This is a genomic window from Streptomyces viridochromogenes (assembly GCF_001270495.1).
GTDB classification, from domain to species: Bacteria; Actinomycetota; Actinomycetes; order Streptomycetales; family Streptomycetaceae; genus Streptomyces; species Streptomyces viridochromogenes_A.
On the sequence record NZ_LGUR01000025.1, the window covers coordinates 52,343 to 74,676 of the forward strand.

The 22,334-nt window shown below is 71.2% G+C and carries 23 protein-coding genes; 17 read left to right on the forward strand and 6 right to left on the reverse strand.

The window, feature by feature from the left end; translation table 11 throughout:
• Positions 1–74: 74 nt before the first annotated feature.
• From ald to ADK36_RS05280, 10 genes are all read left to right on the forward strand, one after another.
• Positions 75–1,199, forward strand: a complete 1,125-nt coding sequence (ald, locus tag ADK36_RS05235) for an alanine dehydrogenase (protein WP_048582498.1) — start codon at positions 75–77, stop codon at positions 1,197–1,199.
• A gap of 411 nt (positions 1,200–1,610) precedes the next feature.
• Positions 1,611–2,747 (forward strand): ParA family protein, encoded by a 1,137-nt coding sequence (locus tag ADK36_RS05240; protein ID WP_078916304.1) that lies wholly within the window; start codon positions 1,611–1,613, stop codon positions 2,745–2,747.
• A complete protein-coding gene (locus ADK36_RS05245; RefSeq protein WP_048582497.1) occupies positions 2,732–3,349 on the forward strand; it encodes a hypothetical protein in 618 nt (205 codons plus the stop codon). Before ADK36_RS05240 ends, ADK36_RS05245 begins: the two co-directional genes overlap by 16 nt.
• An 18-nt stretch (positions 3,350–3,367) precedes the next feature.
• Positions 3,368–4,495, forward strand: coding sequence for a segregation and condensation protein A (locus ADK36_RS05250; protein ID WP_078916303.1), 1,128 nt, complete (start codon positions 3,368–3,370; stop codon positions 4,493–4,495).
• Positions 4,492–5,145: an SMC-Scp complex subunit ScpB gene (scpB, locus tag ADK36_RS05255; RefSeq protein ID WP_048582496.1), complete on the forward strand. Its 654-nt coding sequence runs from the start codon at positions 4,492–4,494 to the stop codon at positions 5,143–5,145. Before ADK36_RS05250 ends, scpB begins: the two co-directional genes overlap by 4 nt.
• Positions 5,145–6,272 (forward strand): pseudouridine synthase, encoded by a 1,128-nt coding sequence (locus tag ADK36_RS05260; RefSeq protein ID WP_048582495.1) that lies wholly within the window; start codon positions 5,145–5,147, stop codon positions 6,270–6,272. The genes scpB and ADK36_RS05260 overlap by 1 nt, the downstream gene beginning before the upstream one ends.
• A gap of 246 nt (positions 6,273–6,518) precedes the next feature.
• Entirely contained in the window at positions 6,519–7,064 is a 546-nt protein-coding gene (locus ADK36_RS05265; RefSeq protein ID WP_048582494.1) for a TIGR03086 family metal-binding protein, read from the forward strand.
• A gap of 84 nt (positions 7,065–7,148) precedes the next feature.
• The gene (locus tag ADK36_RS05270; RefSeq protein ID WP_048582534.1) at positions 7,149–7,865 is read left to right on the forward strand and encodes an NUDIX hydrolase; all 717 of its coding nucleotides are present in this window, start codon (positions 7,149–7,151) and stop codon (positions 7,863–7,865) included.
• Complete coding sequence (locus ADK36_RS05275) at positions 7,862–8,884, forward strand: ADP-ribosylglycohydrolase family protein (RefSeq protein WP_048582493.1); 1,023 nt, start codon at positions 7,862–7,864, stop codon at positions 8,882–8,884. The genes ADK36_RS05270 and ADK36_RS05275 overlap by 4 nt, the downstream gene beginning before the upstream one ends.
• 3 nt (positions 8,885–8,887) lie before the next feature.
• The gene (locus ADK36_RS05280; RefSeq protein ID WP_048582492.1) at positions 8,888–9,637 is read left to right on the forward strand and encodes a nucleotidyltransferase domain-containing protein; all 750 of its coding nucleotides are present in this window, start codon (positions 8,888–8,890) and stop codon (positions 9,635–9,637) included.
• On the opposite strand, the gene ADK36_RS05285 is transcribed toward ADK36_RS05280, so the two are convergent.
• Entirely contained in the window at positions 9,563–10,306 is a 744-nt protein-coding gene (locus ADK36_RS05285) for a nucleotidyltransferase domain-containing protein (RefSeq protein WP_048582491.1), read from the reverse strand. The genes ADK36_RS05280 and ADK36_RS05285 overlap by 75 nt on opposite strands.
• A gap of 22 nt (positions 10,307–10,328) precedes the next feature.
• Positions 10,329–10,886 (reverse strand): Rieske 2Fe-2S domain-containing protein, encoded by a 558-nt coding sequence (locus ADK36_RS05290; protein WP_425315306.1) that lies wholly within the window; start codon positions 10,884–10,886, stop codon positions 10,329–10,331.
• A gap of 180 nt (positions 10,887–11,066) precedes the next feature.
• Between ADK36_RS05290 and aroH the strand changes: the two genes are divergently transcribed.
• From aroH to der, 5 genes are all read left to right on the forward strand, one after another.
• Entirely contained in the window at positions 11,067–11,435 is a 369-nt protein-coding gene (gene aroH / locus ADK36_RS05295) for a chorismate mutase (protein ID WP_048582489.1), read from the forward strand.
• Positions 11,432–12,517 carry a prephenate dehydrogenase gene (locus ADK36_RS05300; protein WP_048582488.1) on the forward strand — a complete coding sequence of 362 codons (1,086 nt, stop codon included), beginning with the start codon at positions 11,432–11,434 and terminating at the stop codon, positions 12,515–12,517. Before aroH ends, ADK36_RS05300 begins: the two co-directional genes overlap by 4 nt.
• A gap of 278 nt (positions 12,518–12,795) precedes the next feature.
• On the forward strand, positions 12,796–13,482 hold the full coding sequence (cmk, locus tag ADK36_RS05305) for a (d)CMP kinase (RefSeq protein WP_048582487.1): 687 nt from the start codon (positions 12,796–12,798) through the stop codon (positions 13,480–13,482).
• On the forward strand, positions 13,440–14,150 hold the full coding sequence (locus tag ADK36_RS05310; RefSeq protein WP_199830114.1) for a lysophospholipid acyltransferase family protein: 711 nt from the start codon (positions 13,440–13,442) through the stop codon (positions 14,148–14,150). The genes cmk and ADK36_RS05310 overlap by 43 nt, the downstream gene beginning before the upstream one ends.
• Positions 14,151–14,219: 69 nt before the next feature.
• Positions 14,220–15,698 (forward strand): ribosome biogenesis GTPase Der, encoded by a 1,479-nt coding sequence (gene der, locus ADK36_RS05315; protein WP_048582533.1) that lies wholly within the window; start codon positions 14,220–14,222, stop codon positions 15,696–15,698.
• 77 nt (positions 15,699–15,775) lie between these two features.
• On the opposite strand, the gene ADK36_RS05320 is transcribed toward der, so the two are convergent.
• Both ADK36_RS05320 and ADK36_RS05325 read right to left on the reverse strand, forming a co-directional pair.
• Entirely contained in the window at positions 15,776–16,129 is a 354-nt protein-coding gene (locus tag ADK36_RS05320) for a hypothetical protein (protein WP_048582485.1), read from the reverse strand.
• Between the two features lie 158 nt (positions 16,130–16,287).
• Positions 16,288–17,076, reverse strand: coding sequence for a hypothetical protein (locus ADK36_RS05325; RefSeq protein WP_048582484.1), 789 nt, complete (start codon positions 17,074–17,076; stop codon positions 16,288–16,290).
• Between the two features lie 537 nt (positions 17,077–17,613).
• Between ADK36_RS05325 and ADK36_RS05330 the strand changes: the two genes are divergently transcribed.
• Both ADK36_RS05330 and ADK36_RS45830 read left to right on the forward strand, forming a co-directional pair.
• A complete protein-coding gene (locus ADK36_RS05330) occupies positions 17,614–18,285 on the forward strand; it encodes a transglycosylase family protein (protein WP_048582483.1) in 672 nt (223 codons plus the stop codon).
• A gap of 116 nt (positions 18,286–18,401) precedes the next feature.
• Positions 18,402–19,016: a transglycosylase family protein gene (locus ADK36_RS45830; RefSeq protein ID WP_078916302.1), complete on the forward strand. Its 615-nt coding sequence runs from the start codon at positions 18,402–18,404 to the stop codon at positions 19,014–19,016.
• Here ADK36_RS45830 and ADK36_RS05335 read toward each other — a convergent pair.
• The gene (locus ADK36_RS05335) at positions 18,949–19,644 is read right to left on the reverse strand and encodes an ATP-binding cassette domain-containing protein (protein WP_053196541.1); all 696 of its coding nucleotides are present in this window, start codon (positions 19,642–19,644) and stop codon (positions 18,949–18,951) included. The genes ADK36_RS45830 and ADK36_RS05335 overlap by 68 nt on opposite strands.
• Positions 19,641–22,331, reverse strand: a complete 2,691-nt coding sequence (locus tag ADK36_RS05340; protein ID WP_053196543.1) for an ABC transporter permease subunit — start codon at positions 22,329–22,331, stop codon at positions 19,641–19,643. Before ADK36_RS05340 ends, ADK36_RS05335 begins: the two co-directional genes overlap by 4 nt.
• Between the last annotated feature and the right edge of the window lie 3 nt (positions 22,332–22,334).

A 22,334-nucleotide genomic window follows, 5' to 3' on the forward strand; every position in this document is an offset into this window, starting at 1 on the left:
TGCGGTGTACCCCGGTGTGCCCCCGCATGCCTGGGTATGTCTTGTAATGCCCCACACCCTCTGAGCCAAGGACCGTGATCGACGTGAAGGTCGGCATCCCCCGCGAGGTCAAGAACAACGAGTTCCGGGTGGCCATCACCCCCGCCGGCGTGCTGGAGCTGGTGCGCCACGGCCACCAGGTCGTCATCGAGCAGGGCGCCGGTGTCGGCTCGTCGATCCCGGACAGCGAGTACGTCGCCGCGGGCGCGCAGATCCTGCCGACCGCCGACGAGGTCTGGGCCGCGGCCGACCTGCTGCTCAAGGTCAAGGAGCCCATCGCCGAGGAGTACCACCGCCTCCGCAAGGACCAGACGCTCTTCACCTACCTGCACCTGGCCGCCTCCAAGGAGTGCACGGACGCCCTCGTCGAGTCCGGCACCACGGCGATCGCCTACGAGACGGTCGAGCTGCCCTCCCGGGCCCTGCCGCTGCTCGCCCCCATGTCCGAGGTCGCGGGCCGGCTCGCCCCGCAGGTCGGCGCCTACCACCTGATGCGCGCCAACGGCGGCCGCGGTGTGCTGCCGGGCGGCGTCCCGGGCGTGCTGGCCGGCCGTGCCGTCGTCATCGGCGGTGGCGTCTCCGGCTGGAACGCCGCGCAGATCGCCATCGGCATGGGCTTCCACGTGACCCTGCTCGACAAGGACATCAACAAGCTCAAGGAGGCGGACAAGATCTTCGGTACGAAGATCCAGACCGTCGTCTCCAACGCCCTGGAGCTGGAGAAGGCCTGCCTTGAGGCCGACCTCGTCATCGGCGCCGTCCTCATCCCGGGCGCCAAGGCCCCGAAGCTGGTCACCAACGAGCTGGTCTCCCGGATGAAGCCGGGAAGTGTCCTTGTCGACATCGCGATCGACCAGGGCGGTTGCTTCGAGGACTCGCGTCCCACCACGCACGCCGAGCCGACCTTCCCGGTCCACAACTCGGTCTTCTACTGCGTCGCCAACATGCCGGGCGCGGTGCCCAACACCTCCACCTACGCGCTGACCAACGCCACGCTGCCGTACATCCTCGAACTCGCCGACAAGGGCTGGGTCGAGGCGCTGCGCCGCGACGCCGCGCTGGCCAAGGGCCTCAACACGCATGACGGCAAGGTGGTTTACCGGGAGGTCGCGGAGGCGCACGGCCTGGAGCACGTGGAGCTCGAAACGCTGCTCGGCTGAGCCGTTCGGAAGCCCGATCGGTTAAGTCACTATCTGGTAAAGGCGATACGTCAACACAAGTCGTCAACCGCACGCACCCGGCCGGACCTTGCCCGAAAAGGTCCGGCCGGATGTGTGTATGGTCACTTTGCGACTCTCGGTCAACTCGCCTCGAACGCAACCCTTCGCCCGATTCGCACACCCGTGAAACCTGCTGTGCGACGGCCGTACGCCCTTGACAGCGGGTTGTTTCATTGTCGACACATCTGCTCGGTCCGGCGGATTGTGTTGCTGCGGACCACCGACACGCCATAGAGTCGCCAACCGTCGGCATGGTGCCACGCTGACCTGTCTAGAAGTTTCCTGGTCACCAAGGAGGTAAGACGACTTGTGAATGAGTCGACATTTTCTCCCGGGGGTGGTCAACCAGGAATGCCGGTACGGGGCCAGGGTCCCGCGGGATTCGAGGCTGTCGGCTCCGTTGCGGTGCGCACCTTCGCAGCCCACCAGAGTCACCAGATCTCAGGGTTGACTCAGACAGCACACCAGAGCATGGATGGCCATCACGTGAACGCCATGGCCGGCGACGGAAGTGGCGCGCCCCACAACCAATTCGCCGACTACGACGAACTGCCCGACGGGCACTTCTACGACCCCGACGCGGAGTACGAGCCCGACCCCGAGTACGCGGCCACCCTCGCGCCCGACGCTGCCCGCCAGCGCCGCGAGCGCATCGGCCCGACCGGGCGTCCGCTGCCGTACTTCCCGATCCCGGGTCCGCTGACCGACCACGGCCCCGCGAAGATCATCGCGATGTGCAACCAGAAGGGCGGCGTCGGCAAGACGACGTCGACCATCAACCTGGGTGCGGCTCTCGCGGAATACGGACGCCGGGTCCTGCTCGTCGACTTCGACCCCCAGGGCGCGCTCTCGGTCGGACTCGGCGTCAATCCGATGGAGCTCGACCTCACGGTCTACAACCTGCTCATGGAGCGGGGCATGTCGGCCGACGAGGTGCTCCTGAAGACGGCGGTCCCCAACATGGACCTGCTCCCGAGCAACATCGACCTGTCCGCCGCCGAGGTCCAGCTGGTGAGCGAGGTCGCGCGCGAGTCGACGCTCCAGCGCGCCCTGAAGCCGCTGCTGCCCGACTACGACTTCATCGTGATCGACTGCCAGCCCTCGCTGGGCCTGCTCACGGTGAACGCGCTGACGGCCGCCCACAAGGTGATCGTGCCCCTGGAGTGCGAGTTCTTCGCCCTGCGAGGTGTCGCGCTGCTGACGGAGACCATCGAGAAGGTCCAGGAGCGGCTCAACCCGGAGCTGGAGCTCGACGGGATCCTCGCCACGATGTACGACTCGCGCACGGTCCACAGCCGCGAGGTCCTGGCCCGTGTGGTCGAGGCCTTCGACGACCACGTGTACCACACGGTCATCGGGCGCACGGTCCGGTTCCCGGAGACCACGGTCGCCGGTGAGCCGATCACCACGTACGCCTCCAACTCCGTCGGTGCCGCCGCCTATCGCCAGCTCGCCAGGGAGGTGCTCGCCCGGTGTCACGCCGAGTGAGTCTGCCGGGGGCCGACGAACTGTTCCGTACGACAGGGGGTATGGCGCTCCAGCCGTCCACTCCCCGGCGCCCCGCCAACGGCGAGGCCCGGGTGCCGGCTCCCGCGGGGGAGGGCGATGCCGCTGCCGCCGCGGAGGACGTGCCGCAGTCGGTGCCCGTGCAGGGCGGTGACGGCGACGGCGCGGAACATGTGGCGGCCGACGCGGAGTCGGTCGACGCCGGTGAGTCGCGCAGCCGGGCCGCGGCCGGGGAGCGCTCCGGGCGGCGTCAGGGGGTGCAGGAAGGTTCTGCCGCGGGTGCCTCCGGCGGTTCCGCCGGGTCCGGTGCCGCTGCTTCAGCCTCCGCCGCCGCGCCGCGCAAGCGGGGCCGGAATCCCTCGCGGCGGCCCAGTGGGCGGGAGCGGCATGACGAGAAGATCACCGTGTACGTCTCCGCGGAGGAGCTCATGGATCTGGAGCACGCCCGTCTGGTGCTCCGGGGTGAGCACGGGCTGGCCGTCGACCGCGGGCGGATCGTCCGCGAGGCGGTGGCCGTGGTGCTGGCCGATCTGGAGTCCCGCGGGGACGCGAGCATCCTCGTACGACGGCTGCGCGGGCGGTAGCGGTAGCCTGCGGGGGCCATGACCTCGAACGACGTTCCCGCCTCGGCCTCCGGCGCAGCAGCCGGTCGGCGGCGTGCGCTGGGGCGGGGGCCGGGGGCGGCGCCGGAGGCTCCGCCGGTCGAGCCGGTTCCTGTGGCGGTTCCGGAGCCGGTGAAGCCGGAGCCCCGGATTGCCGTTCCCGAGCCGGAAGTGGTCGTTCCGCAGCCGGATCCCGAGGTCCTCGTACCGGAACCCGAAGTCGTTGAGCCGGAACCGGAACCTCAGGCCGGCGAGCCTGATCCGGCGCCCGCGGCTTCAGCTGCCGAGCCCCGGCCCGCCCCGTCCGAGGAATCCGACGACGGCGTCTTCAAGGTCCGGCTCTCCAACTTCGAGGGCCCCTTCGATCTCCTCCTCCAGCTGATCTCCAAGCACAAGCTCGACGTCACCGAAGTCGCTCTGTCCAAGGTGACCGACGAGTTCATGGCCCACATCCGGGCGATGGGGCCGGACTGGGATCTGGACGAGACGACCGAGTTCCTCGTGGTCGCGGCCACCTTGCTCGATCTGAAGGCGGCCCGGCTGCTGCCCGCCGCCGAGGTGGAGGACGAGGCCGACCTCGCGCTGCTGGAGGCGAGGGACCTGCTGTTCGCGCGGCTGCTGCAGTACCGGGCGTACAAACAGATCGCCGACATCTTCAGCCGGCGGCTCGACGACGAGGCCCGGCGCTATCCGCGGACCGTCGGGCTGGAGCCGCACCACGCCGAGCTGCTGCCCGAAGTCGTCATCAGCATCGGGGCGGAAGGATTCGCCAGGCTCGCGGTCAAGGCGATGCAGCCCAAGCCCAAGCCGCAGGTGTACGTCGATCACATCCACGCGCCGCTGGTGAGCGTGCAGGAGCAGGCCGGGATCGTCGTCGCACGGCTCAAGGAGCTCGGCGAGGCCAGCTTCCGGGCGCTCGTCGAGGACACCGACGACACCCTCACCGTCGTAGCGCGCTTCCTGGCTCTGCTGGAGCTGTACCGGGAGAAGGCCGTGGCCCTCGACCAGGAGACCGCGCTGGGGGAGCTCGTCGTGCGCTGGACCGGTGGCGACGGGGAAGAGGCGCCCACGGTGACCGACGAGTTCGACCGGCCGCCCGAGCTGCCCAAGGAGGAGAAGAAGGCGTGAGTGAGGACACAACCGAGCTTCCGGCCGGGCTGCGTACCGTCGCCGACCTCGACCTCAAGCCCGCCCTGGAGGCGATGCTCATGGTCGTGGACGAACCCGCGACCGAGGAGCGCCTCGCGAAGCTCCTGGAGCGGCCGCGCCGGCAGATCGCCGACGCCCTGCGGGAGCTGGCGGACGACTACGCCGTGCAGGGGCGCGGCTTCGAGCTGCGCTTCGTCGCGGGCGGCTGGCGTTTCTACACCCGCCCCGAGTACGCCGCCGCCGTCGAGCGGCTGGTGCTGGACGGGCAGACCGCCCGGCTCACCCAGGCCGCGCTGGAGACGCTCGCGGTCGTCGCGTACCGCCAGCCGGTGAGCCGCAGCCGGGTCTCGGCCGTGCGCGGAGTGAACTGCGACGGGGTCATGCGCACCCTCCTTCAGCGCGGGCTGGTCGAGGAGGCGGGCACGGAACCCGAAACAGGTGCGATCCTGTACAGGACGACGAACTACTTCCTGGAGCGAATGGGCCTGCGCGGCCTGGACGAGCTCCCGGAGCTCGCGCCCTTCCTCCCGGAGGCGGAGGCGATCGAGGCCGAGACGCTGGAAGGAGTCCCGTCGTTCGATCCGGACGCTCCGGATTCCGAGGACGCAGACGACAAGACGGAACTTTGATGCGAAGCAGCAGCGGCAGGAACAGCAGCGGAAACAACGGCGGGAGCCGTGGTGGCAACAGCGGCGGCCGCGGCGGGAGCAGCGGTGGCCGCGGTAATTACCGCGGCGCTGGTAACAACCGCGACGACAAGCAGGGCGGCCGGCCGAAGAAGCCGCGCCCGGAGGAGAGGCGCTACGACGTAGGCCCCGGCGCCACCCAGGACGGCCCGAAGTCGGGGCGTGGTGCTTCGGCGCGCGGCGGCGCCAAGGGCGGGCCCAAGCAGGGCCAGCAGCGCGGCACCGGCCGGGGCCGCTCGGCTCCGGCGACCTCCCGCGAGTACGACGCCCGTGCCGAGGAGCGCAACCGCGAGCGCTACGCGGGCAAGAAGGACGTCAAGCTGCCCAAGACCTTCCCGGGTGCCGAGCAGGAGGGCGAGCGCCTGCAGAAGGTGCTCGCGCGCGCGGGCTACGGCTCCCGGCGTGCCTGCGAGGAGCTGATCGAGCAGGCGCGGGTCGAGGTCAACGGCGAGATCGTGCTGGAGCAGGGCAAGCGGGTCGACCCGGAGAAGGACGAGGTCAAGGTCGACGGCCTGACGGTCGCCACGCAGTCGTACCAGTTCTTCTCGCTCAACAAGCCCGCCGGTGTCGTCTCGACGATGGAGGACCCCGAGGGCCGTCAGTGCCTCGGCGACTACGTCACCAACCGCGAGACCCGGCTCTTCCACGTCGGGCGCCTCGACACCGAGACCGAGGGCGTCATCCTGCTCACCAACCACGGCGAGCTGGCCCACCGCCTCACCCACCCCAAGTACGGCGTCAAGAAGACCTACCTCGCGGCCATCGTCGGCCCGATCCCGCGCGACCTGGGCAAGAAGCTCAAGGACGGCATCCAGTTGGAGGACGGCTACGCGCGCGCGGACCACTTCCGGGTCGTCGAGCAGACCGGCAAGAACTACCTGGTCGAGGTCACCCTGCACGAGGGCCGCAAGCACATCGTGCGCCGCATGCTGGCGGAGGCGGGCTTCCCCGTCGAGAAGCTGGTGCGCACCTCCTTCGGGCCGATCACCCTCGGCGACCAGAAGTCGGGCTGGCTGCGGCGGCTGTCGAACACCGAGGTCGGCATGCTGATGCAGGAAGTCGATCTGTAGTCCCGTAGTGCTGTAGTCCCGTGGTGCGGTATTTCCCGTAGTCCGTACGCGTGCGTGCAGGCCGGTTCCGGGTGGTGCCCCGGGACCGGCCGATGTGTTTTCGCCCCTGCGCCGGTCTGTATCCGTGACGAAGGGAGCGGGCATGAGGACGACCACGGTGGATCGCGGGGAGTGCGGGCGACCGAAGACCCGGGAGGCGGCCCATACGGCGCCTGAGGGGCCGCTGAGGGCCTTGCGGGGCCTGTCATGAACTCCGGCGAGCTGCTGGAGCGTTCGCTCGCCTACGCGCTCGGCGGCGTCGCGGGTGTGGAGGTGGGGAGCCTGACGCGCGGGACGCCGTGCGCCGAGTGGGATCTGGGGGAGCTGCTCGGGCACCTCGACGACTCGTTGGACGCCTTGTACGAGGGCCTGACCGGCGGGCGGATCGGGCTGTACCCGAGTGCCGACCCCGTCTGCGGCTTCCGTACGCGCGCGTGCGCGGTGCTCGGCGCCTGGGCGGCCGGGCCCGCCGGGGAGCGTGTCCTGGTCGGTGAGCGGCAGCTGGACGTGCGGGTCATGGGAGCCGTGGGCGCCGTCGAGATCGCCGTGCACGGCTGGGACGTCGCCCAGGCATGCGGCCGGCCGAGGCCCATCCCGGTCGCGCTCGCCGCCGAGTTGTTGAACGTCGCCCGCTGTGTGGCCGCGGAGGATGACCGGGGAGTGCGGTTCGCCGCACCGGTCGAGGTGCCGCCACGCGCGCGTGCCGATGTCCGGCTGCTGGCCTTCCTGGGCCGTCGCGAGTCCTTTGCCTGACCGGGGTTGTGCCGTTACCCCCACCCTCTTTATAGTCGCACTGACTATAAAAGCTGTTGAGGGGGTGGGTGCGTTCTCATGGGCATGGACTACGACAAGTACGCGCACGAGCCTTTCGCCGTCACCGCCGACCTCGCCGTCCTCACCCTCCGCGACGGTGTCCTGCACGTCCTGCTCGTGGAGCGCGGGCAGGAGCCGTACCAGGGCCACTGGGCGTTGCCCGGCGGTTTCGTGCAGCCCGACGAGTCGGCGGAGACGGCGGCGCGGCGTGAACTCGCCGAGGAGACCGGCCTGTCGGACGTCTCCGGACTGCACCTGGAGCAGCTGCGGACCTACAGCGAACCCGACCGCGATCCCCGGATGCGGGTCGTGACCGTCGCCTTCGCCGCGCTGCTGCCCCATCCTCCCGAACCGCACGGCGGCAGCGACGCGGCACAGGCGCGCTGGGTGCCGTACGACACGGCGGGACCCCTCGCCTTCGACCACGACCGGATCCTGGCCGACGCCCACGACCGCGTCGGCGCCAAGTTCGAGTACACCTCTCTCGCCACCGCCTTCTGCCCGCCCGAGTTCACGCTCGGCGAGCTGCAACAGGTCTACGAGACGGTGTGGGGCACCGCCCTCGACCGGCCCAACTTCCGCCGCAAGGTCCTCGCCACGCCGGGCTTCGTCGTACCCGTACCCGGCGCCGCCCGGCTCACCGGGGGCCGCGGCAAACCGGCCGCGCTGTACCGCGCCGGCACCGCCGCCACCCTCCACCCGCCCCTGCTCCGGCCGACCTCGGAAGGACGCCCCGCATGACCACGACCACCGTTCGCAAGCGCGCCGCCACCGGCTCCCTGCTCGGCCTCGCCCTCGGGGACGCGCTCGGCTTCCCGACCGAGTTCGACGACGTCCCGTCGATCCTCGCCAAGTGCGGGCCGTGGACCGAGATGGAGCTGCCGACACCCGCGCTCGTCACCGACGACACACAGATGACGCTGGCGCTGGGGAAGGGGCTGCGGACGGCGATGGACCGAGGGCTGCTCGGGCCGAAGCGGCTGGAGCGGCCGGTGCGGGAGGAGTTCGTCGACTGGTACCAGTCACCGGAGAACAACCGGGCGCCGGGCCGGACCTGCCTCGTCGCCTGCAATCTGCTGAAGGACGAGAGCAGGCTCTGGCAGGACGCCGGCCAGATCGGCTCCAAGGGCTGCGGCGCCAACATGCGCGTCGCGCCGATCGGGCTCATCCCCGGCCTGAGCGACGAACAGCGGGCGGGCGCCGCGCAGTTGCAGTCCGGCCTCACCCACGGACATCCGACGGCGCTCGCCGCGTCCGACCTGACCGCGCACGCCGTACGCCTCCTCGCGCAGGGCGCCGAGCCGACCGGACTGGTCGGGCTGCTGCGGTCGTACGCCTACGACAACCGCAGCCACTACCACGAGCGCTGGCTCGGCGACCTGTGGACCCGCAGCCAGGACCCGACTCCCGAGCACTTCATCGCGCGCGGCTGGGACGAGTGCCTGGGAGCCCTGGACCGCCTTCAGGAGGCCGTGCGGACCGCCTCGCCCGAGACCGACCCCTGCCTGGCCACCGGCGAGGGCTGGATCGCCGAGGAGGCCATGGCCACCGGGCTGCTCTGCTTCCTGTGGTTCGTCGACGAGCCGCTGACGGCCCTGCGCCGGGCCGCCTGCACGTCCGGCGACTCGGACTCGATCGCATGCCTGGCCGGCGCGTTCGCGGGCGCCCACCTGGGCGCCGACGCGTGGCCGACGGAGTGGGCGGACCGGATCGAGTACCGGGGTGACCTGCTGACCCTCGGAGCGCTCTGGGACGCTTGACGGATGATCGACGCCCTGGACATCGACCTCGCGCCCGTCGTCGCCGAACAGCCCGACCCGGTGCTGTTCGCGACGGTCTCCGGCGCGCATCTGTACGGTTTCCCGTCGCGTGACTCGGACGTGGACCTGCGGGGCGTGCACCTGCTGCCGACCGCCGACCTCGTCGGGCTGCGGGAACCGGACGAGACGCGGTCGCGGATGTGGGTGCGGGACGGCGTCGAGATGGACCTGGTCACGCACGACCTGCGCAAGTTCGTACGGCTGATGCTGCGCCGCAACGGCTATGTCCTGGAGCAGTTGCTCTCGCCGCTCGTCGTGCACACCACGGACGTCCATCGCGAGCTGGCCGCGCTCGCGCCCGGCGTTCTCACCAGCCATCACGCCCACCACTACCGCGGGTTCGCCAACACCCAGTGGCGGCTGTTCGAGAATACCGGCGAGCTGAAGCCGCTGCTCTACACCTTCCGTGTGCTGCTCACCGGCATCCATCTGATGCGCAGTGGCGAGGTGCAGCCGCATCTGCCGACGTTGATCGGGGGAGGCGACGCGCCCGCCTATCTGCCGGAACTGATCACCGCCAAGGCCGAGCAGGAGCACGGGGCCGCCGACGTCGACCACGCGCGCGTGGCGGCCGACATCGAGCGGCTGCACGGCCTGCTGGACGAGGCGCAGGCGGCCTCAGCGCTTCCCGACGCTCCGGGGGTCTACGACGCCCTGCACGCCTTCGTCGTACGGGTCCGGCTGGAGAGCTGACGCGCGGCGGACGCCGATCAGGAAGTCCTCGACCCGGCTGCGGTCCGGCTCGGCCGGGAGCGGGCTGCGGTCGGCGGCCTCCTCCGCCTCCCGAGCCAGGCGGCTCATCCGGGACTCCACCTCCGTCCAGGGGACCTCACCGCGCTTGACCTCCAGCAGCGGTGCGCGCTGGTCGCCGACGTCGATCGTCAGGTGGCCGGTGCGCAGCAGGTCGCGGGCGCTCGTCAGGAGGCGCAGCAGGTGCATGGCGTGCTTCCAGCGCGGGGCGCCGTGCGAGCGGACGTCCGCCTCCAGCTTCTTGCGCTGACCCAGCGCGTAGCGCGTGAACGTCTCCAGGGCCTGGCGGGACAGGAACGCCTCGCGCAGGGCGAGGAGCTCACGGCCCGTGTCGTCGACGTACTCCACGAGCGGGGAGTGCAGACACTCCAGGATGTTCGGGTTGGCGCGCAGGGCCAGCTCGCAGAAGCGTTCCAGCTCCCAGCTGAACTGCTCCTCCCGTGGGCCGTCGACATGGGTGGGCGGCTTGTCGAAACGCCAGAAGAGGGGCGTGGGAGCGAGGAAGACGCCCCGGCGGTCGGTGTCGCTGTCGTCCGTCGCCAGACCGAAGGCGCGCGAGCCCATCACGCAGGCGTAGATCGTGTGGTCGCGGACCAGGCTCTCGGGGCGCATGCCCGGGAGCGTACGCGGCGGATCACACCAGGCGGATCGAATTTCCGTCCACGGTGATCTTCTTCTCGGGCAGCGGCCTGGTCGCCGGAGGGTGGGCCACCGAGCCGTCCGTGATGTTGAACTTGCTGCCGTGGCAGGGGCAGTTGATCGTCCCGTCCGCAACGGTCGCGACCGTGCACTGCTGATGCGTGCAGATCGCGGAGAAGGCCTTGAACTCGCCCTGCTCGGGCTGGGTCACCACCACCTCGTCGGCCTTGAAGATGGTGCCGCCGCCCACCGGGATCTCGGACGTGGTGGCCAGTTCCTTGCCTTCCTGGCCGGTCTGGCCGTCCTGGCCGGGGGAGGTGGTCGAGGTCGAGTCGCCGTTGCCGTCGGAACCGCCACAGCCCGCGACGAGCGCCGTCGCGCCTGTCGCGCCCGTCGCGATGAGGATCGTGCGCCGCGTCGGACGGTAGGTCATGTCGTCACTCCGAAACCGGCCGGGGAGTCGCTCCGAGCGGAGCAACAGCATCTTTGCACTGAAATCAGCAAAGAAGAAGTAAATCAGGACAGAGTGCAAGAAAACGCATGTTTCGTACATCCGCCAGCCCATCAGGCCGGCCTGCTGAATCCGGCGACCGTCGAGCAGGGCTCACCGCCGGCCAAGCCGGGTCCCGCCGTCTCAGCGGGCGGGCGCGATACGTCCGCCGGACCCGGGCTGACTAGGCTGGACAGTCGAAGAGCCGATCCGTACAGCAAGACATCAGCAAGGAGCAGCGCCGTGGCGGTACGAGCGGTCCGGGGGGCCGTCCAGCTGGAGCGGGACGAAGCCGGCCACATGGACGAGCAGGTCGGGGCCCTGCTCACCGCGATCCTGGAGCGGAACGACCTCACCGCGGACGACCTGATCAGCATCTGGTTCACCGCCACGCCCGATCTGCATTGCGACTTCCCGGCGGCCGCCGCCCGCAAGCTCGGCGACGGCTTCGCCGACGTCCCGCTGATCTGCGCCCAGGAACTGGACATCGAGGGCGCCATGCCCCGTGTCGTACGCGTCCTCGCGCACATCGAGTCCGACAAGCCCCGCGCCGACATCGCGCACGTCTACCTCGGCGCCGCGGCCGCCCTCCGCAAGGACATCGCCCAGTGAGAACCGCACTCGTCATCGGCACCGGCCTCATCGGTACGTCCGCCGCCCTGGCGCTGGCCGGGCGGGGGGTCACCGTCCACCTCTGCGACCACGACCCCGAGCAGGCCCGTACGGCGGCCGCGCTCGGCGCCGGCACGGACGAGGCACCCGAGGGCCCGGTGGACCTCGCGATCGTCGCCGCCCCGCCCGCGCACGTGGCCGGGGTGCTCGCCGACGCCATGCGCCGGGGCGCGGCCCGCGGCTACCTCGACGTGGCCAGCGTCAAGGGCGGGCCGCGCCGTGAGCTGGAGGCGCTCGGGCTCGACCTGTCGTCGTACATCGGTACGCATCCCATGTCGGGCCGGGAGAAGTCCGGGCCGCTGGCCGCGACCGGCGACCTCTTCGAGGGCCGCCCCTGGGTGCTGACGCCGACCCGCGACACCGACACCGAGGTGCTGAACCTCGCCCTGGAGCTGGTCTCGCACTGCCGTGCCGTGCCGGTGGTGATGGACGCCGACGCCCACGACCGTGCGGTCGCGCTCGTGTCCCACATGCCGCATCTGATGTCCAGCATGGTCGCCGCGCGGCTGGAGAACGCCGAGGAGTCGGCCGTTCGGCTGTCCGGCCAGGGCATTCGAGATGTGACGCGGATCGCGGCCTCCGATCCCGGGATGTGGATCGATATCCTCTCCGCGAACCCGGGGCCGGTCGCCGACCTCCTCACGGATGTCGCCGCCGATCTGGAGGAGGCGGTGCGGGCGCTGCGGGCGTTGCAGTCGTCCGACGAGGACAAGCGGGTGGAGGGCGCGGCCGGTATCGCGGGCGTGCTGCGGCGGGGGAACGCCGGGCAGGTCCGGGTTCCCGGCAAGCACGGGGCCGCTCCGCGGGTCTACGAGGTGGTGGCCGTCCTGATCGACGACCAGCCGGGGCAGCTGGCGCGGATCTTCGCGGACGCGGGGCGGGCCGGGGTCAACATCGAGGACGTGCGGATCGAGCATGCGACGGGGCAGCAGGCGGGTCTGGTGCAGCTGATGGTGGAGCCGAAGGCGGCGCCGGTGTTGTCGGCGGCGCTGCGGGAGCGGGGTTGGGCGATCCGCCAGTAGGAGTTTCTCGCCCCCGCCGCCCCTACCCGTCCCACCCTGTGAAGGGGCGTTGCCCCTTCGACCCCGCCAGGGGGCTCCGCCCCCTGGACCCCGATCGGCCCGCGGCCTCGTCCTCGAACGCCGGACGGGCTGGAAGATCGCTCCTGCGGCCTGAAAGATGCTGGAGTGTCCGGCTGAGGAGCGCGCGGCCGGACGAGTGACGCGCACCCAGTAACCTTGTGCGGGGCGCCCTCGCGTCCCCACACTCCCGCCACACCGCATCTGGAAGGTGTCCCCCCGTGGAAAACGGTGCCGCCAAGCCCGTGATTGTCGCCATCGACGGCCCCTCCGGCACGGGCAAGTCGAGCACGTCGAAGGCCGTTGCCGCGCAGCTCGGGCTGAGCTACCTGGACACCGGCGCCCAGTACCGGGCGATCACCTGGTGGATGGTGACCAACGGGATCGACATCGAGGACCCGTCCGCGATCGCCGACGTGGCCGGCAAGGCGGAGATCGTCTCCGGCACCGACCCGGGCAACCCGACGATCACCGTCGACGGCACCGACGTCTCCGGCCCGATCCGCACCCAGGAGGTCACCTCCAAGGTCAGCGCGGTGAGTGCCGTACCGGAGGTGCGGGCGCGGATCACCGAGCTGCAGCGCTCCCTGGCCAAGTCCGCGGAGATCGGCATCGTCGTCGAGGGCCGTGACATCGGTACGACCGTGCTGCCCGACGCCGACCTGAAGATCTTCCTCACCGCCTCCCCGGAGGCCCGCGCGGCCCGCCGCAGCGGCGAGCTGAAGGGCGCCGACGTCAACGCGACGCGGGAGGCGCTGATCAAGCGGGACGCGGCCGACTCCAGCCGTAAGACCTCGCCGCTCGCCAAGGCGGACGACGCGGTCGAGGTGGACACCACCGAGCTCACGCTGTCGCAGGTCATCGAGTGCGTCGTCACGCTCGTCGAGGAGAAGCGGGCCGCGAAGTGAACCATCCGTCCGTGTCTTCGGAGCGGGGCGCCGAGGTAGGGCGGCGCATCGGCGTCGGCCTGATGTACGGGCTGTGGAAGCCGCGCGTGCTCGGCGCCTGGAAGGTGCCCGCGACCGGGCCGGTGATATTCGCCGTCAACCACTCGCACAACATCGACGGCCCGATGGTCATGGGTGTGGCACCCCGGCCGACGCACTTCCTGATCAAGAAAGAGGCGTTCATCGGGCCGCTGGATCCGTTCCTGACCGGGATCGGCCAGCTGAAGGTGGACCGCGAGACCACCGACCGTACGGCGATCACGCGGGCCCTGGACGTCCTGTCGGCCGGCGGAGTCCTCGGTATCTTCCCGGAGGGCACCCGGGGCGAGGGCGACTTCGCCTCCCTGCGCGCCGGGCTCGCCTACTTCGCGGTGCGCAGCGGGGCGCCGATCGTCCCGATCGCCGTGCTGGGAAGTTCCGACCGGCCGGGACGGTTGATAAAGGGGCTGCCTCCGCTGCGCAGCCGTATCGACGTCGTCTTCGGCGACCCCTTCGAGGCGGGCGACGGCAGCGGACGGCGTACGCGCAAGGCGCTGGACGAGGCGACGGAGCGCATCCAGAAGCAGCTCACCGCGCACCTGGAAAACGCCAGGCGGCTGACCGGTCGCCGGGCGACACTGAGTAGCTGAGTAGTGGATCAGCCGGGGGACACCCGGTACTCCACCGATCACCACGATGAACGACGAGGTACGGACTTCATGAACGACCACATCCACTCCGAGGGCTCGCTCGAAGAGCACGACCACGGAGAGCTTGGCGACGCCGAGTACGCGGAGTTCATGGAGCTCGCCGCGGAAGAGGGCTTCGACCCGGAGGACGTCGAGGGGGCGATCGAGGCGGCCGGTCACGGGCCGCTGCCCGTCCTCGCCGTCGTCGGCCGGCCGAATGTCGGCAAGTCGACTCTCGTCAACCGCATCATCGGCCGCCGCGAGGCCGTCGTCGAGGACAAGCCCGGCGTCACCCGCGACCGCGTGACCTACGAGGCCGAGTGGGCCGGCCGCCGCTTCAAGGTCGTCGACACCGGCGGCTGGGAGCAGGACGTCCTCGGCATCGACGCCTCCGTGGCCGCGCAGGCCGAGTACGCCATCGAGGCCGCCGACGCCGTCGTGTTCGTCGTCGACGCCAAGGTGGGCGCCACCGACACCGACGAGGCCGTCGTACGACTGCTGCGCAAGGCCGGCAAGCCCGTGGTGCTGTGCGCCAACAAGGTCGACGGTCCCAGCGGCGAGGCGGACGCCACGTACCTGTGGTCCCTCGGTCTCGGGGAGCCGCACCCCGTGTCCGCCCTGCACGGCCGTGGCACCGGCGACATGCTGGACTCCGTCCTGGAGGCACTGCCGGAGGCGCCGCGCGAGTCGTTCGGCGGGGCCGGCATCGGCGGCCCGCGCCGCATCGCCCTGATCGGCCGTCCGAACGTCGGCAAGTCCTCCCTCCTGAACAAGGTGGCCGGCGAGGAGCGCGTCGTCGTCAACGAGCTGGCCGGCACCACCCGTGACCCGGTCGACGAGCTCATCGAACTGGGCGGCGTGACCTGGAAGTTCGTCGACACGGCGGGCATCCGCAAGCGCGTCCACCTCCAGCAGGGCGCGGACTACTACGCCTCGCTGCGCACCGCGGCCGCCGTCGAGAAGGCCGAGGTGGCGGTCATCCTGATCGACGCCTCCGAGTCCATCTCGGTCCAGGACCAGCGGATCGTGACGATGGCCGTCGAGGCCGGGCGCGCGATGGTCATCGCCTACAACAAGTGGGACACCCTCGACGAGGAGCGCCGCTACTACCTGGAGCGGGAGATCGAGACCGAGTTCGGCCAGGTCGCCTGGGCACCGCGGGTCAACGTCTCCGCGTACACCGGCCGGCACATGGAGAAGCTGGTCCCCGCGATCGAGACCGCCCTCGCCGGCTGGGAGACCCGCGTTCCGACGGGCCGCCTCAACGCCTTCCTCGGCGAGCTGGTCGCCGCCCACCCGCACCCGATCCGGGGCGGCAAGCAGCCGCGCATCCTCTTCGGCACCCAGGCCGGCACCAAGCCCCCGCGGTTCGTGCTCTTCGCCTCCGGCTTCATCGAGGCGGGCTACCGCCGCTTCATCGAACGCCGACTGCGTGAGGAGTTCGGCTTCGAGGGAACGCCGATCCATATCTCGGTACGGGTGCGCGAGAAGCGCGGCAAGAAGAAGTAGCCGTACGAAGCAGTCGCGGACATGACGGAAGGGCGGCCCGGTGAGGGCCGCCCTTCCGTGTGCTCAGCGCCGTGTCTTCAGCCTCTGCGCGCCGGGGGCAGCGCGGCCGGGACGTGCTGCATCCCCGTGTTCCCCTGCGGGCCGATGTGGCCGACGCGCTGCCACTGCGGCTGCTGATGGTTGCCGTGGCGGGCGCTGTGGGCCCCCGCGCTGTAGGCGCTGTACGAGCTGCTGAACGACCCCGGGCGATGGCCGCCGTAGGTGCCCGTGCTCCGCTGGATGTTCCCGAACGCGACGAAGCCCAGGTCCTCCTCACCGCTGCGATCACCCGGCAGCGAACGGAAGGACTTGACGTACTCGGCGTAGAGCGCGTCGTAGATCGGTGTGGGCGAGGGACCGCCCTGATGGCGGGGAACGTCGTATGCATGCACGTATGTCCAAACGACACCGAGCCTGATGAGATGCGGTTCGGCAGCCCCCTTTAGGGGCGCGGGGCTGCATCAGTGTGCGGCTCCGCCGCCCGGGCGCGACCAGCCACGCATCACCCGCGGTCGCCGTACCAGCCGCAGTCCTTCCCCCGTAGGCGCTTTCAGGTTCCCGCCAGAGGCAGAGCGGCTCCGACCAACTTCCCGTTCGCCGCCGCCTTGTCCAGAGCCTCCCGCAGCAGGTCCTCCCGGGGCTGACGCCCGATGGAGCCCACCGGCGCCGCGAACATCAGCACCTGCTGGTGCTTGTTCGCGGCGGCCCGCCAACCGTCGGTCACCTGCAGCGGCTGATGCGCCTGCCACCAGGCGACCGGCTGTCCCCCGGAGGGGCCCGTCCCCGGTTGCAGCACCGCGTGCAGCTGCCCCATGGCCAACAGCACGGACCAGCCGTGCAGCACCGGTGGCACCTCGGCCAGCTCCGTCACCGGCATGAACCCCTGCTCGATGAGCAGCGGGAGGAAGTCGTCCCCGGCGCTGACCGCCCCGGGGCGCACGATGGGGCCGGTCGGCTCCACGACCAGGGCGGGGTGCAGCTCTCCGGCGATCAGGACCAGCCCGCTGGTCACGCCGAGAACGGCCTGCTCCGGCACGATCGCCTCCGGCTCCAGGTCGACCCGGTCGCCGGTGATCGACTTCACGGCACCCCGCAGCTGGTCCTCGGTGACCTGGACGACCTGGGAGGGCAGGCAGGTGGCGTGGGCGAAGGCGAGGACGGCGGTCTCGTCCCCGATGAACAGGACGGTGCTGGTGCGCTCCTGTTCGGAGTCGCCCGGGGTGCGGCAGGAGGTGCAGTCGTAACTGCCCGGGGCGTTCTCTCCGGCGAGCAGCCGGTCGGCTTCTTCGTCGCCGATCTCGGCACGTACCTCGTCGCTGACGTCGAGCATGCGCGGCACGGGTGGCTCCCTCGGGATGTGGCGTGGCGGGACCGGGTGGCTCCCGGCCCGTGAACCGGGCGGGTCCCGGGCTCATGAAGATGACAACGGACGATCTGTGGCGGGAGTCACGCCCCAAGGCGAACGGAATCGAACCATCCATCGCGCACGGTCACGTCGGGTGCGGAATCGCGCACTCACGGTCAAGTCCTCGGAAACCAAAGGAAGTTGGTTGCGTGGGGTGTGTCACAGGTCGTCAGGGTTGGTGGTCGACAAATCCCGAAATCAGCGAATGAAGTGGGTGGCTGAAAATAGCCGATACCCGAGGTAACGGCGAACTGGCCTGGAGTGACAAGGAGTTGGTTGATGCCCAACGGCCGGTGTCCCTAGATTCCTCGGCCGTGTGCAACGAGCACCGCTCGGGTACGTCCGCCGAACAGCACCAGCCAGTTCACAGCACAGCCTCCGGCGGGCGGGGCCGGCGCCCCTCACACGCCCCATGGCGTGGCGGGTGGCGTTCCGCCTTGGGGGACCCCGGGTGTTTCGAGAGGGAACTACATGTCCGAATGTGCCGATAACACTCGCGACAACGCTCGGAAGGCGCCGAAGACTCCGGCTCCGAACGGAAGCCGGGCTCGTACGACGGCGGTCCTCGCCGGGGCGGCACTGCTCGCTCCGCTCGGGCTGCTGGCCGCGACCGGCAACGCCACAGCGGCGGACAGCGGAGTGTGGGACCGCATCGCACAGTGCGAGAGCGGCGGCGACTGGCACATCAACACCGGCAACGGCTACTACGGCGGACTGCAGTTCGCCGCCTCCACCTGGCGCGCCTACGGCGGTACGGCCTACGCCGCGACCGCCGACGGAGCCACCAAGGACCAGCAGATCGCTGTGGCCACCAAGGTCCAGCGCGCCCAGGGATGGGGCGCTTGGCCGACCTGTTCGGCCCGGGCCGGAGCGTCCGGGAGCGCACCCGCGGCTTCCGCCGGCGACTCGGCCTCCTCCTCGGCCAACGCTGCCCCGTCGACTCCGTCGCAGACGCCGGAGCGTTCGTCGGGACACACGAACCGCAGCTCGTCCCGCGGTGACTACACCGTCCGTACGGGCGACACCCTGAGCGGCATCGCCGCCCGGCACGGGACCACCTGGCGACAGCTCCACGACGCCAACAAGTCCGTCATCGGCGCCGATCCCCACCTGATCGTGCCCGGGCAGCGCCTCGAACTCTGAGTAACGCTCCCTGTCCCGGGCATTGAGCCCCACCCGGTCCGCCGACCGGGTGGGGCACTCGCGGTCGTCGGACGCGCCGCCCCGGCAGGCCGCAAGAGGCTGCCTAGCGTGCTCATATGAATTGCACACCGCTCAAGATCGTCCTGGCCGCCGCCCTGTTCACCGCCGTGGCCCCGGGAACGACGCATGCGACACACGGAACGCACGCAACCCACGCAGTGCACGGGGTGCATGCAACCCACGCAGTGCACGCAACGCACGCAGCGCAGGCGGCGTATGCGACACGCGCAAGCCATACGACGCCTCAACCGGCCCCGGGACCGCCGCCCAAACGTGCGAAGTACGACTGTGCGAAGGACCAGTGGCCCTGGGGCTGCGTCGCCAAGTGCGAGAGCGGCGGCGACTGGCACATCAACACAGGCAACGGCCACTACGGGGGACTGCAGTTCTCGCAGCGGACCTGGGAGGGCTTCGGCGGGGGCAGATTCGCCGCGCGCGCGGACCTCGCCACCCGTCAGGAGCAGATCGCGATCGCCCGGAAGGTGGTGGCCTCGCAGGGGTGGGGGGCATGGCCGCACTGCTCCAGACGGTACGGGCTCCAGGGGCACATGGAGTTGAGGAGACCGAGTCTCACGGCGCGGCTGACCGCGAAGACCTCGCTGGTCATCCGGAAGGGCTCAACCCGGTTCGGCGCGCTGCACGGCGCTCCCATTCGCCCGACTCGCCGCTGAACACGACCGCACCACGCCGCAGTTCGTAGACGAGCGCCGCTCGCCCGCGCAGGACGGGCGGCAGCCGTTGCTCGGCTACGACCACGCACGCGTCGAGTTCGCTCAGCAGTCGGTACGTACGGGCGGCGACCGTGGGCGACATGCCCTGCGCGGGTTCGTCCACGAGCACGACACGCGCGCGTGCCAACAGGGCGCGGGAGAGGGCGAGCATGCGCTGCTCGCCGCCGGAGAGGGTGCCGGCGCGGCGTACGAGGAGCGGCTCCAGCCGGGGATAGGCGTCGAGGGCGATGTCGTACGACCCGCCTGCGAGTTCGAGGTGCTCGCGCACGGTGAGGGAGCCGAACACCGCCTGCCGCTCGGGGACCAGGCACAGTCCGCGGCGGGCCCTCTCGTGCGCGGGTACACCGGTCACGTCGGCGCCGTCCCACACCACCGCGCCGCCGGACAGCGGCACGGTTCCCGCCAGGGCGTGCAGGGCGGTCGTACGGCCGGACCCGTTGCGCCCCAGCAGAACGGTGAGGCCGGGGCCGGCGGCGGCGAACGTGATGCCGTGGAGGGCCTCCAGCGGGCCGTAGCGCACGCGCGCGTGGCGCAACGAGATCGTCGTCGTGGACGGGGTCGTGGTCATGCGGGGGTCTCCCGGGAGGTCGCCGCGTCGAGAACGCGGTCGGGAGGGCCCGAGGCGACTATGCGGCCCGCCGTCATGACGTGCACGGTGTCGGCGAGGTCGGCGACCAGGTCCAGGTCGTGCTCGACTACGAGCAACGCCATGCCGTCGGCGGCGAGGGCCTTCAGGATCCGGGCCAGCGCCGTGACTTCGGCGGTGTCGAGGCCGGCGGCGGGTTCGTCGAGGAGCAGCACGCGCGGGTTGCCCGCGAGGGCTCGCGCCAACTCGACGCGTCTCAGTGTGCCGGTGGGGAGGTCTGCGGCCGGTAGGGCTCCGACGGGGCCGTCGAGTTCGAGGAGTCCGAGGTATCGGTGCACGGCTGACGGGTCGCGGGTTCTGCCTTGCTCCGCGCCCACGCGGACGTTCTCGGCCACGGTCAATGAGGGGAACACGGCCAGTTGCTGGAAGGTGCGGGCGATGCCGAGGCGGGTGCGGGCGTGTGCGGGCAGGCGGGTGATGTCACGGGGGCCGAGCAGGACTTGGCCGTGGGTGGGGCGGTGGGTCCCGGCGAGGCAGTGGAACAGGGTCGTTTTGCCCGCGCCGTTGGGGCCGACGATGGCGGTGACCTTGCCGGGTGGGACGGTGAGGGTGACGTCGTCGAGGGCGGTGAAGCCGTTGTAGTGGGCCTGGAGGCGGTGGGCGGTGAGGGGGAGTTGCCGGGGTGCCGGCGGCCCTTGTGGGGGTTCAGCGCCGCCGGCGGCCTCGGCCGGTCGGGTGGTCGCGGGTCCGGCCGACTGCGTCACCCCGGCGCCCGTCACCCCCGTCAGCGGCAGCCCGGACGCACCACTCCGCTCCACCGGGCGCAGCGCCCTCCGCACCCCCGCCCCCAGTGCCGTGAGCGTCGTTCGGCGCCGCAATCGCCACCGCTCCGCCGCCACCCGCAACGCCTCGTACGGCCCCCCGGGAAAGCGGCCCACCAGCACCGCCAGCACTCCGATCAGTGCCGCCGCCACACCGCCCCGGGTGCCCGCGTCCAGGCCGACCAGGAGGGCCGCCGCGGCCAGGGCGCCCAGGGTGCTGTCGGCGCCCAGGACGACGACCGCGGCGAACCAGAGGAGGCCGCGGACGGGGTCGTAGGCGGTCGGGTCGAAGGCGCGCAGGCCCATGCCGAGCATTCCGCCGCCCAGTGCTGCCAGGGCGGCGCCGGCGACGAAGGCCAGGAGTTTGAGGGAGGGGACCCGCACGCCTGCCGCCGACGCCCCGGACTCGTGGTCCCGCATCGCCGCCAGGGCCCGGCCCGTGCGGCCCCGGCGCAGCAGCCAGGTGGTCAGCAGGGCGGCCGTCAGCAGGGACAGTTCCAGGACGTAGTAGGCGCGGTCGCCCTCGAAGCCCGCCGGGCGGCCGAGGGACAGGCCCGAGATCGCGTACGGCTGGGCGAAGACGAAGCGGCTCACGCCGACGCCCACCGCGAAGGTCGCCAGCGCCAGGGCAAGGCCCCTGCGGCTGATCGCCGGCCAGCCGGTGAGGAGGCCCAGCGGGGCCACCAGGGCGACCGCCAACGCCAGTGCCGCCAGCTCCGGCAGGCGCGGCAGGCCAGGGAAGCGGCCGGCCGCCAGCAGTGCCGTGAACAGGGCGCCCAGGCCCGCGTAGGCCGCCTGGCCGAGGGAGATCTGGCCGCCGCGGCCCGTGACGACGACCAGGGAGAGCAGCACCACGGCCAGCGCCGGCACCTGCACGGACGTATGCAGGTCCGAGCCCGCGAAGCCCAGCGGGAGCAGGAAGAGCACGACCGTCACGATCCAGGCGCCCGGAGGCGTCGGCACGCGCGCGGTGGCCGTGCGCGGGAGGGCGTCGCGGGTGCCGACGCGAGGGAGGGCCAGGGCCGCGATCAGCAGGGCGACGACGAAGAGGTTCGTGCTGACGGCCTGCACGAGGGGTGCGGCCCAGCCCGAGGGGTGCAGGCGCGTCAGCTGGCTCTGGGCCACGCCGACGGCCAGCGCCGCCACCACCGCGACCGGCAGGCTGCGCATCCGCGCGGCCACCGCTACCGCGACCACCTCCATGACCAGCAGCGGCATGCCGTACGGGTCCAGGCGCACGTACGGCGCCAGCAGCACGCCCGTCAGACCCGCCGTGAACGCGCCGAACGCCCAGCCCGCCGCCGCCACCCGGTCCGCGTCGATGCCCCCGAGGACGGCCAGCCGGCGATCGTCGACCACGGCACGCAGTTCACGGCCGAAGCGCGTCCAGCGGATGACCGCCGCGACGCCTGCCGCCAGCAGCAGGGCCACCGCCAGCTGGCCCCAGGGGTCCGCCGACACCAGTTCCGGCGCGTCGTCCCGCGCCCCCTGGCCCCACAGCAGCACCGCACCGCCGACCAGCAGCACGAACACCCCGATGGACGCGACCAGGGTCTGCGCCGGGTCACTGCCCAGGACCGCCAGCGGGCGGAAGACGAACCGTTCCAGCACCACCCCGATGCCGGGCGCGAGGACCAGCAGGGTCACCGTCGCGCCCGCCCACAGCGGCCAGCCCCACTCCACCACGCACTGCCGCAGCGCATACGCGCACACCATCGCGATCGCCCCGTGCGCGAAGTTCAGCACGCCCGTCGCGCGGTAGGTGACCACCAGACCGATGCCGGTGAGCGCGGCGGCGCCGCCGACCGACAGACCGGCCAGCGTGAGGTCGTACGTCAGCGAGGACATCGT